The sequence below is a fragment of the Cryobacterium sp. 10I5 genome, assembly GCF_035019865.1.
Classification (GTDB): Bacteria; Actinomycetota; Actinomycetes; order Actinomycetales; family Microbacteriaceae; genus Cryobacterium; species Cryobacterium breve_A.
This window is the reverse complement of sequence record NZ_JASJVI010000106.1, coordinates 1-9,808: the sequence shown is the minus strand read 5'-3', so window position 1 is coordinate 9,808 and position 9,808 is coordinate 1. Positions and strand designations below refer to the sequence as shown.

The following is a 9,808-nucleotide window of genomic DNA, read 5'->3' as shown; positions in this document are numbered from 1 at the left end:
CCATCCCACGGTGGCTCTTTACGTTGACGAAGCAACGCTCAAGAGCGGGAAACCACACCACTCACGGGGACGTAACCAAGCCGATCGGGTCGCGGTTCAAGACTTCGCGGACGGTTTCGGTGCGACCGGCGGCGAGTCCGAGCCGGGCCGTGGTGTAGATGGCCGTGGTGACGGCGACCAGCCCCCACTGCATGCCCAAAGTGCGGCGTGCGTGGCGAATGTAGCGAAACACTCCTGGTCGGGCATAGCGGATGGGGCGGCCGAGTTCCCGGGTGAGGATCGCGGCGATCTCATAATAGGTGAGCGCTTCATCTCCGGTCACCGTCAACGCGGTGTTGGCATAGGAGAGCGGGTCCAGGAGTGCGGCTGCGGCCACCGCGCCGACGTCTTCGGCGTCCACGAACGCGGTCGCGCCCCGGCCGGCGGGAACCATGATCTCGTTCCGATCGCGGATGTCGGTCAGGTGGGTGGTCGTGAGGTTTTGATGGAAGAAGGACGCCCGCACAAAGGTCCACGAGATACCTGAGGCGCGCAACCACGACTCGATCGCAGCATGGGGCACGATCTTGTTCCCCTCGGCACCCTGTAGCGAGAGGAACACCATCTGCTGGACGCCGTGGTCACGGGCATAGTCCAGGGCGGGGACCATTTGCGTCTTGGGCTTTCCGAGCTGCGGCGGACGCATGAGAAACACGCTGTGAACTCCCTCGAACGCCGAGGCCCAGGTTGACGCATCCGTGAAGTCCAGCGCGACGGCCTGCACGCGGTCGCCGAACATCCGGGAAACCGACTCAGCGGTACGACCGGCAGCCCGCACAGGCCGTCCAGCGGCCAGGAGCCGCTCCACAACGACCCTGCCCACGTTCCCGGTCGCGCCCGTGACCAGACTCACTTCGCCTGCCATCGGGTTCCTCTCCCCCGAGGAGATTTCCCTCTTCGTTCGATCATATGTGTACAGTACACCTATGACCGATAGTCCCTGGGAAACGATTGACGCCGCCCTGATCCGGATGCGAAGGCTGCTCGAGCTGCCGGCGCACCTGACAGACACGGTCGACCTGTCGGCCATGCTCGTCACGGACACGGTTGCACGTCTCAGGGACGATGGGGAGAGAACCCGGATCGCTGATATAGCGGCGAACCTGACGGTGAAACCCTCCACTGCGAGCCGGCTCGTGGCGTCGACGGAGGCGGCCGGATTCATCCGCCGCACGCCCAGCCCCGATGACCCGAGAAGCGTCGCCCTCGACCTCACGCCGGCCGGTGAAGAATTGAACGCGACCGCGAAGGGCTTCCGAATCGACTTCCTCCGACACGCCGTGGAAGGCTGGGATGACCAAACCGTGACCGTCTTTGCCGCCCTGCTCGACCAGTTCTCCCGCGCGACCGCCACCACGCCATCGGCGGCGGTCGGAGGATCCTGACACCTGAGGGCGTCTGTCGATTCTCACTGGGGCACTGCAGGCCCATCAAGTGACGCACGGCGTCGGGTCTATGGGCGCTGGAAGATGTTGAGAATGTTGCCCTCGCTATCTATGAACCACGCTGCCTTCCTGACCGGGGTCGTTGCGACGCCATTCTCCGTCTTGAGCCAGGCTAAGACGTTCACCGACCCGAGGCTCTGCGCGGCGATCGTGGACCGGCTCACCTTCGGCGGCAATATCGTCGAGACCGGGACCGCCTCTTACCGTCTCGCCCACACCCGCCAGAATATGCGGGCCGCCGGCTGAGACTCACCGTCAGCAGCAGTCGCACGCCTGAATGTCACGCTCGCCCGTGAGGGCGGAGACGGGGACCTTGCAAGCGTCGCCGCGCCAGGCCTCGAGCCCCTCGCGGACGGCGAAGACCACTATCACCAGTGCTGCGACGGAGTCCGCCCACGCCCACCCGAGCAGGGTGTTAAGCAGCAGTCCGACGAGCAGTGCTGCGGAAAGATAGGAACAGATCAGGGTCTGCTTGGAGTCGGCGATGGCGGACGCCGATCCGAGTTCGCGGCCGGCTCGGCGTTCGGCGAGACTCAAGAACGGCATGACGGCGAGGCTCACCGCGGCCAGGACGATGCCGACGGGGCTGTGTTCCGCTTCTCGCAGTCCGAAAAGGGACAGCCCCGCGTCGACGGTCACATAGGCGGCGAGGGCGAAGAACGACCAGGCGATGACCCGCAGCGCGACCTTTTCCCGCTTCTCCGGGTCAGGGGCTGCGAACTGCCACGCGACCGCCGCTGCGGAGAGCACTTCAACGATGGAGTCGAGGCCGAATCCGAAAAGCGCCGCCGATGACGCGACCGTCCCGGCAGAAATAGCGATGACCGCTTCGATGACGTTATAGGCGATCGTCGCCGCCACGATCCACCGGATCCTGCGGCGCAGCACCTGCTTCCGGATTAGGCCGACGACCCGGATCCGGTCAGCTACGGCCTCGGTCATGCTCCCGTCCCACAGCACAGCGGCACATCGCACGCCGCGTCGATACAGTCGAGGCCGTCGTCGACGGCGAGCACCACGTCGACCAAGGCCAGCAGCGCCCGGGTGACATGAGGATCCGCGATCTCATACCGGGTCGACCGGCCCTCCGGCACGGCTGCGACGATGCCGCAGCCGCGCAAGCACGACAGATGATTCGACACGTTGGAGCGAGTCAGCTCAAGCTCCGTCGCTAACGCGCCCGGATAGCCGGGTCGCTCGAGCAGTGAGAGCAGGATCCGTGATCTGGTCAGATCCGCCATCGCGCGACCCAAACGGTTCATCACATCAACACGAGAGGCAATAGTCAGCATTCGCTGACATTACATCGAACGCTGACCTATCCGCAACACCATCAACGCGGTGGGTCCGGCTTAGATTGCCCTAGTGGGTCCGAAATTCCTTGACATAGTCATCCTCGACACGAATCGTCAGTTGCTGCGTGCACGCAGCGTCCGATAGTGGTGGATGAGTGCGCTCGTGGAGCCATCGTGCTCCAGTGTCTGCGTCTGATCGGCGGTGAGTTCGCCACTGATGGTCGTAGCGAGGACCTTGCCCAGTTCCACTCCCCATTGGTCGAAGGAATCGATGTCCCAGATCACGCCCTCCGTGAAGACTTTGTGCTCATAGAGCGCGATAAGCCGGCCGAGACTTCGTGGATCGAGGCGATCCAGGAGCAGCGTCGTGGTTGGCTGGTTTCCTTCGCAGATGCGATAGGGAATCTGCTTTTCCGAGGAGCCGGCGTCGCGCAATTCCTGTTCCGTACGGCCGAACGCGAGGCCTTCAGTCTGGGCGAACACGTTGGCCATCAACAGGTCGTGCTGATGCTCCAACTCGCTCAGGGGGGTGACGACTCCGATGAAGTCGCACGGGATCAGCTTGGTGCCCTGGTGAATCAGTTGGTAGAACGCGTGCTGCCCGTGGGTGCCGGGCTGACCCCAGATGATCTGCCCGGTCTGGTAGCCCACGCGCCCACCGGAAAGTGTGACGTGCTTGCGCACTCGGCGACCCCCTGGGAGTTTGTGGAGACAGCGACAAAATGGCGGGACAGCCTTCGCATCGCCGTCGAACGCGGCCAGAGTCCATGCGCGGGCGCTTGCCGCGTTTGTGAGGGTTTCCAAGGTGCGCCAACTCTTCGAGCTGACGACGAAGAGGGTCTCGGCGGGATCGAGACCCCGGGTTGTCCCGACGAATTCCGCCCCGTCGATGTTGGACACGAATTGCACCCGCAACTCCGGGTCGCCGAACGCGCGCAAGGCCTGGTGGGCCATTCGTGGTCCCAGATCGGAACCGCCGATTCCAATATTGATCACGTTGCGGATGCGTTTACCCGAGTAACCCAGCCACCGCCCGGTTCGCAGGCTCGCACCGAATTCGGCCATCTTGTCAAGAACCCGGTGCACCTCGGTAACCACGTTCTCGCCGTCGACGATGATCGACTCCTCCTTCGGCACACGCAATTCGACATGCAGGACAGCACGGTCTTCGGAAACGTTGATCTTTTCTCCCGAGAACATCGCTTCGATCCGTTGGGTCAGCCCGCATTGCTCTGCCAACTCCACCAGCAGCCGCAGCGTTTCGCGGGTCGTACGATTCTTCGCGAAATCGACGTACATTCCCAAGCATTCGACCGCGAATTCACTGGCGCGGTCCGGATCATCGCCAAAGAGCGACCGCAGGGTCACTGCCTCCATTTCGGCGGCGTGCTGCTCCAATTCGCGCCACACCGACAAGTCCTGACGTCCGGTTGTCTTGCCGGGTTCCGCCTCCTGCCCACCGTGCTGTTGCGTTGTCATCGCTGTGCTCCTGTCGCCGGTTGGGTTCACGTTATGCCCGCAGAACAGTCGGCGCTTCGCGCACGTCGCACGGACCGCAAACTCCTCCAGGGCATCGGGAGAACCGGGTGTCCAACGCCGCAGAAAGAGAGGAGCAGGTGCGCCCTCTTTCATCCCAGCCATGGGCGCCCATCGACCCAGATATGTGGGGGATGTGCGGAGTACTGTCGTTGGTGATGGCAACTAGCCGACCAGCCATGATGGTCCGTGCGTCGCCGCAGCTGCGCGACGCAGAGGGACCCGGTCGGAAACGGAGCACATTCAGAATGAGACGCGCCAAAATTGTCGCTACCCTCGGGCCGGCGACGTCCAACTACGAACACGTCCGGGCACTCATCGATGCGGGCGTCGATGTCTGTCGGCTCAACCTCAGCCATGGCAACCACCAGTCGCACGAGGGACTGTACGCCATAGTGCGGAAGGCGGCGACCGATTCCGGTCGAGCGGTCGCCGTGCTGGTGGACCTGCAGGGTCCGAAGATCCGGCTCGGCAAGTTCGAGGGCGGCCCGTATGAACTGGCCGTCGGCGACATCTTTAAGATCACCACGGACGACGTGCTCGGCACGAAGGAACTTTCCGGCACCACGTACAAGGGCCTGCCCAACGACGTCAAACCCGGCGACTTCCTGCTGATCGACGACGGCAAGGTCAAGGTCAAGGTCGTCGCAACCGACGGCGTCCTCGTCACGACGCGTGTCATCGTCGCCGGCCCGGTGTCGAACAACAAGGGCATCAACCTGCCCGGCGTCGCCGTCAACGTTCCCGCACTGTCCGAAAAGGACGAAGCAGACCTGCGCTGGGGCCTCCGCCTCGGCACCGACCTGATCGCCCTCTCCTTCGTGCGCGACGCGGCCGACATCACCCGCGTGCACGAGATCATGGCAGAGGAGGGCCGCACGGTCCCCGTCATCGCCAAGATCGAGAAGCCGCAGGCCGTCGAGCACCTCGAAGAGATCATCGACGCCTTCGACTCGATCATGGTCGCCCGTGGCGACCTCGGCGTCGAGCTTCCGCTCGAAGCCGTGCCGATTGTGCAGAAGCATGCCGTCGAACTCGCTCGCCGGATGGCCAAGCCGGTCATCGTCGCGACGCAGATGCTCGAATCGATGATCCATGCACCCATCCCGACCCGCGCAGAGGCCTCCGACGTCGCAAACGCCGTCCTCGACGGCGCGGATGCGGTCATGCTGAGCGCGGAGACGAGTATCGGCGAATACCCGATCATCACCGTGCAGACGATGGCCCGCATCATCGCGTCGACCGAGGACCACGGCCTGGAGCGCATGGCTGCCATGACGGACAAGCCGCGTACCCAGGGCGGGGCGATCACCCTCGCGGCGATCAAGGTCGCGGAATTCGTCGACGCGAAGTTCCTCTGCATCTTCACCGAGACCGGCGACTCGGCCCGGCGGATGTCCCGGCTGCGGTCCAGCATTCCGATCCTCGCCTTCACACCTGACCCCGGCATCCGCCGTCGTCTCACGCTCACCTGGGGCGTGCAGACGTACCTCGTGGACCGGGTCCCCCACACGGATGCCATGTTCGGCCAGCTTGATGACATCCTGCTCGGCCAGGGCCTCGCCGAAGTGGGTGACAAGGTCGTCGTCATCAGCGGTTCCCCTCCCGGAATCGCCGGCTCGACAAACGACGTCCGCGTGTACCACGTGGGTGATGCCCGGAACGAGGTCGCCCCGGCATACGTCACGCGGTAACAGCCTCAGGGACTTGGGCGAGTATGCGACGGGGTTGGAGTTGGAGTGGGACGAGCCAACATCACTCGCGCGGAGAGCGGGGAACGACCAGGCGGCTGTGTCGGGCGCGGCAGCAGGACGGTCCGTGCGCGAAGCCGCCGCGTCACCGGCGCTCCCGCCTCGACCGTGATCTCCTCGCCCGCATGCCTCAGGAGCAGACTCGATGCTGCGCCTGCGGTGATGGCGTACGTGACCTCGTCCTGGTGGGTGTCCACCGTCAGGCGGAACTGCCGCCACCGGATCGAGAATCGAATCCGGGTGAGGCCCGACGGCAAAGCAGGATCGAAAAACGGCACGCCGCCGTGGTCACGGAACCCGCCGAACCCTGCGACGAGCGCGAGCCAGGCGCCGGAGAGGGAGGCCAGGTGCAGGCCATCTCTGGTGTCCTTGTGCAGGTCGTGCACGTCAATGAACGCGGCCTCACAGACGTAGTCGTATGCAAGGTCCAGATGGCCGACCTCGGCAGCGAGAATCGCCTGCGTGCCGGCCGAAAGCGACGAATCGCGAACTGTGCGGCGCTCGTAGTAGTCGACGTTGCGGGCTTTCTGCTCGTCCGTGAACTGGTCGCCGCACCAATGCATGGCAAGGATCAGGTCGGCCTGCTTGATGACCTGTTTCCGATACAGATCGAAATATGGAGCATGCAGGAATAGCGGATACATCCCCTTACTCGCGGTGAAATCCCACTCGGCGTGCACGGTGAAGCCCTCCGCCTGCTGGTGTATCCGAAGTGCTGAGTCGTACGGCACGTGCACTGCCGCCGCCGCGCTCCGCCACGTCAGGACCTCCTCAGTCGTCACGTCGAGCCGACCCGCGACGTCGCTGTGACGATCGGTCAGATCAGCTGCGGAAACAAGCGCCCTGGCGGCCATGAGGTTCGTGTAAACGTTGTCGTCGGCGACCGCGCTGTACTCGTCGGGCCCGGTAACGCCATCGATGTGCCAGCCGCCGTCACGGTCGTAGTGCCCGAGAGATACAAAGAGCCGCGCGATCTCAACCAACAGCTCCAGGCCGACGTCGCGCTCGAAATCGACGTCACCAGTTGCGGATGCGTAGCGCATGACCGCGGAGGAGATCGCGGCGTTGATGTGAAATGCCGCAGTACCGGCGGGCCAGTAGCCCGAGCACTCTTCCCCGCGGATAGTCCGCCAGGGGAAGGCCGCCCCGGCCAGGTTGAGCTGGGCCGCCCGCTCGCGAGCTCGATCGAGAGTCGAGAACCGCCATCGGAGTGCGTCCGCAGCGCTCGCTGGGTGTGTGTAGGTCAGCAGTGGCAGTACGAACATTTCGGTGTCCCAAAACGTGTGCCCGTCGTACCCGGCCCCGGTGAGCCCCTTGGACGGGATAGCTCGCCCTTCAGCCCGGGCCCCGGCCTGAAGCACATGGAATAGCCCGAACCGCACAGCCTGCTGCAGCTGAGGGTTCCCCTCCACAGCGACATCCGAATTGTCCCAAAACTCATCCAGATACGCCCGTTGCTCCGTCACGAGACCCTCCCAGCCCGTCAGGCGCGCACGAGACAGCGCACCGGCGACCTGGTCTCGTACAGCAGTCTCCGAACGCAGACTCGACGCACTGTAGGCAAGCAGTTTCACGACGCGCAACCGCTCGCCGGGATGCAGTGTGCATGAGATCGTGAGGCGCGCCCAGTCTTCGCTCACGACGACTTCGATCTCCGTATCACCGGGACCTTCAACGGTGTGCCCCATGCCCGCGCCGAGGAGCAGCTCGCTCGCGTGGGTTCGATGTAACAGCACGATGGATCGCTCGTCGTGGTTTTGCGTGACCGCTTCGAGGGGATGCTCGAGCATTGCCGCCGCTCGGGGATCGCTAGCCGGTCTCGGTTGTTGCTCGTTCGCGACGAGCTCCGACTGCAGGGTGATGCGCGCCGCTCGCCCGATGGGCTCAACGGTGTACTCGATCGCAGCGACTGCCTGCTGAGAGAAGGACACCAACCGGCGCGAGTGGACCGCGACCCGAGTCCGCGCGGTAGAGGTCCAGTCGACGGTGCGCTCGAGAATTCCGGTACGGAGATCCAACCGTCGATGGTGGGCGTTCAGGTCGCCGTAACGGACGTCAAGCGGAGCATCGTCAACGAGCAATCGGATGAGCTTGCCGTCGGTGACATTGATCAGGGTCTGCTCGGTCTCCGGAAATCCATAACCGCGCTCCGCGTACGGCAGCGGCTGCTTTTCGTAGAAGCTATTGAGATAAGTGCCCGGGATCCCGTACGGCTCGCCCTCATCGAGGTTGCCCCGCAACCCGATGTGACCGTTTGACAGGGCAAACAGCGACTCGGACTGGGCAAGCAGGTTCAGGTCAAGCTTGGTCTCGCTTAACGACCACGGCTCGACCGAGAACGGCCCATGGAGAATCATCTCCGGTCGCCCTCCTGCGCTGCCCGTTCGGGCAATAACCTTTCGGGACGGCACCGCCGGACTCGTGAAAAACGGGAATCGGGCGTTTGTGGGTGACGCCAGACCGTGTGCATCTCAGAGTTCGGCGCGGATGTCGGCCAGTTCCTTGGCGCGTTCAGCGGTGACAACCGGGTAGGCCATCTTCAGGCCCCTGAGTGCGTCCCCGATGATTTGGGACACGATGAGCCGGGCGTTCTTCTTGCTGTCGGCCGGGACCACGTACCAGGGGCTGTCCCGGGTGCTCGTGGCTGTCAGGCACTTCTCGTAAGCCGACATGTAGGTGTCCCAATACTCCCGTTCGTGGATGTCGGCCAGAGTGAGCTTCCAGTTTTTTTCGGGGACGTCGATCCGTTCGCGGAACCGGTTCGCCTGTTCCTCTTTCGAGAGGTGCAGGAAGATCTTGACGATCTTCGTCCCGTTGCGGCTCAGATGCGCCTCGAGGTCCGTAATCGAGCGATACCGTTCCCTCCAGATGGACGATTCGTTGATGAGTTCAGCCGGGATACCCTCGCCGTGCATGATCTCCGGGTGCACCCGCGCGACGAGAACTTCTTCGTAGTATGAGCGATTGAAAATGCCGATCCGGCCCCGCTCGGGGAGGCGGCGGGTCGTCCGCCAGAGAAAGTCGTGCTCGAGTTCCTCGCTGCTGGGCTGTTTGAAGCTGAAGACCTGGCAACCCTGGGGGTTCACCCCGGACATGACATGGCGGATCGCTCCATCCTTTCCTGCCGCATCCATGCCCTGGAAGATCACCAATAGTGAGTAGTGTCCCGACGCGTAGTGCAACCGCTGCAGCGCGCTCAGCTTTTTGATGTGCCGGTGCAAGACGTGCTTGTACGTTGTGTCGACCCCCCAGACATGCGCAACATCCGTTGCGCGGTCGGCGAGGTCCGCATCCTTTCCTGCTTCGACGCGGAAGTCACTGGTCGTTATCTTCATGACTGGCCCTTCGTTTCTCGCGGTGCGGCGCCTTCTGTGCTCGGACCAATGGAGGCGGCTTGGGGTTCCGGTACGTCGGAAGAGTGCGCGGCCGACTGCCTGAGCGAACGGCCCGCCGTGCGATTTTTCCCTGATGTGTCGAGGATGCGATACGCGAGTAGTTTGATGCGGTCGTTCACCAGCGCCCAGGCGATCGCGTAGCCCCACACGAAGGCGGCCCAGCCCCAGCCGAGCGGAGTCATGAAGAGCCCGTAAACGGCAATGAGGGTCGCGACGGCCTGGGTTCCCAGGACCGCGACCCACAGTATGCGGGCCGGTCGGATCGACCAAAACGGGCCGCGGGTGCGGGTCAGGAAGATGGTGAGATGCCCTGCCACCGAAAGCTTCAGGTACATCAGGGTTTGGAT

Annotated in this window: 9 protein-coding genes and 2 pseudogenes; 3 read left to right on the top strand and 8 right to left on the bottom strand. The window is 63.8% G+C overall.

Going from position 1 to position 9,808, the window contains the following annotated elements; translation table 11 throughout:
* Window positions 1-61: 61 nt before the first annotated feature.
* Window positions 62-904, bottom strand: a complete 843-nt coding sequence (locus QN350_RS17550; protein WP_323516968.1) for an NmrA family NAD(P)-binding protein — start codon at window positions 902-904, stop codon at window positions 62-64.
* 61 nt (window positions 905-965) lie between these two features.
* Between QN350_RS17550 and QN350_RS17545 the strand changes: the two genes are divergently transcribed.
* Window positions 966-1,424: a MarR family winged helix-turn-helix transcriptional regulator gene (locus tag QN350_RS17545; protein ID WP_322139231.1), complete on the top strand. Its 459-nt coding sequence runs from the start codon at window positions 966-968 to the stop codon at window positions 1,422-1,424.
* 68 nt (window positions 1,425-1,492) lie between these two features.
* Here QN350_RS17545 and QN350_RS17540 read toward each other — a convergent pair.
* Window positions 1,493-1,591: pseudogene (locus QN350_RS17540) on the bottom strand (VOC family protein); the annotation flags it as partial.
* Window positions 1,592-1,595: 4 nt separating this feature from the next.
* Between QN350_RS17540 and QN350_RS17535 the strand changes: the two are divergent.
* Window positions 1,596-1,730: pseudogene (locus QN350_RS17535) on the top strand (AAA family ATPase); the annotation flags it as partial.
* Between the two features lie 9 nt (window positions 1,731-1,739).
* Here QN350_RS17535 and QN350_RS17530 read toward each other — a convergent pair.
* From QN350_RS17530 to QN350_RS17520, 3 genes are all read right to left on the bottom strand, one after another.
* Complete coding sequence (locus QN350_RS17530) at window positions 1,740-2,426, bottom strand: cation transporter (protein WP_322139230.1); 687 nt, start codon at window positions 2,424-2,426, stop codon at window positions 1,740-1,742.
* On the bottom strand, window positions 2,423-2,776 hold the full coding sequence (gene cmtR, locus QN350_RS17525) for a Cd(II)/Pb(II)-sensing metalloregulatory transcriptional regulator CmtR (RefSeq protein ID WP_322139229.1): 354 nt from the start codon (window positions 2,774-2,776) through the stop codon (window positions 2,423-2,425). Before cmtR ends, QN350_RS17530 begins: the two co-directional genes overlap by 4 nt.
* A 117-nt stretch (window positions 2,777-2,893) precedes the next feature.
* Window positions 2,894-4,258, bottom strand: coding sequence for a glucose-6-phosphate isomerase (locus tag QN350_RS17520; RefSeq protein ID WP_322139228.1), 1,365 nt, complete (start codon window positions 4,256-4,258; stop codon window positions 2,894-2,896).
* Window positions 4,259-4,563: 305 nt separating this feature from the next.
* On the opposite strand from QN350_RS17520, the gene pyk reads away from it, so the two are divergent.
* Window positions 4,564-6,009 (top strand): pyruvate kinase, encoded by a 1,446-nt coding sequence (pyk, locus tag QN350_RS17515; protein ID WP_322139227.1) that lies wholly within the window; start codon window positions 4,564-4,566, stop codon window positions 6,007-6,009.
* Window positions 6,010-6,014: 5 nt separating this feature from the next.
* Here pyk and QN350_RS17510 read toward each other — a convergent pair whose 3' ends face one another.
* The 3 genes from QN350_RS17510 to QN350_RS17500 all read right to left on the bottom strand — a co-directional run.
* Window positions 6,015-8,423, bottom strand: coding sequence for a glycoside hydrolase family 65 protein (locus QN350_RS17510; RefSeq protein WP_322139226.1), 2,409 nt, complete (start codon window positions 8,421-8,423; stop codon window positions 6,015-6,017).
* Between the two features lie 114 nt (window positions 8,424-8,537).
* Window positions 8,538-9,401 carry an ADP-polyphosphate phosphotransferase gene (locus QN350_RS17505; protein WP_322139225.1) on the bottom strand — a complete coding sequence of 288 codons (864 nt, stop codon included), beginning with the start codon at window positions 9,399-9,401 and terminating at the stop codon, window positions 8,538-8,540.
* Window positions 9,398-9,808, bottom strand: a 411-nt coding sequence (locus QN350_RS17500) for a hypothetical protein (RefSeq protein WP_323516966.1), incomplete at its 5' end; no start/stop codon positions are given. The genes QN350_RS17505 and QN350_RS17500, both read right to left, overlap by 4 nt.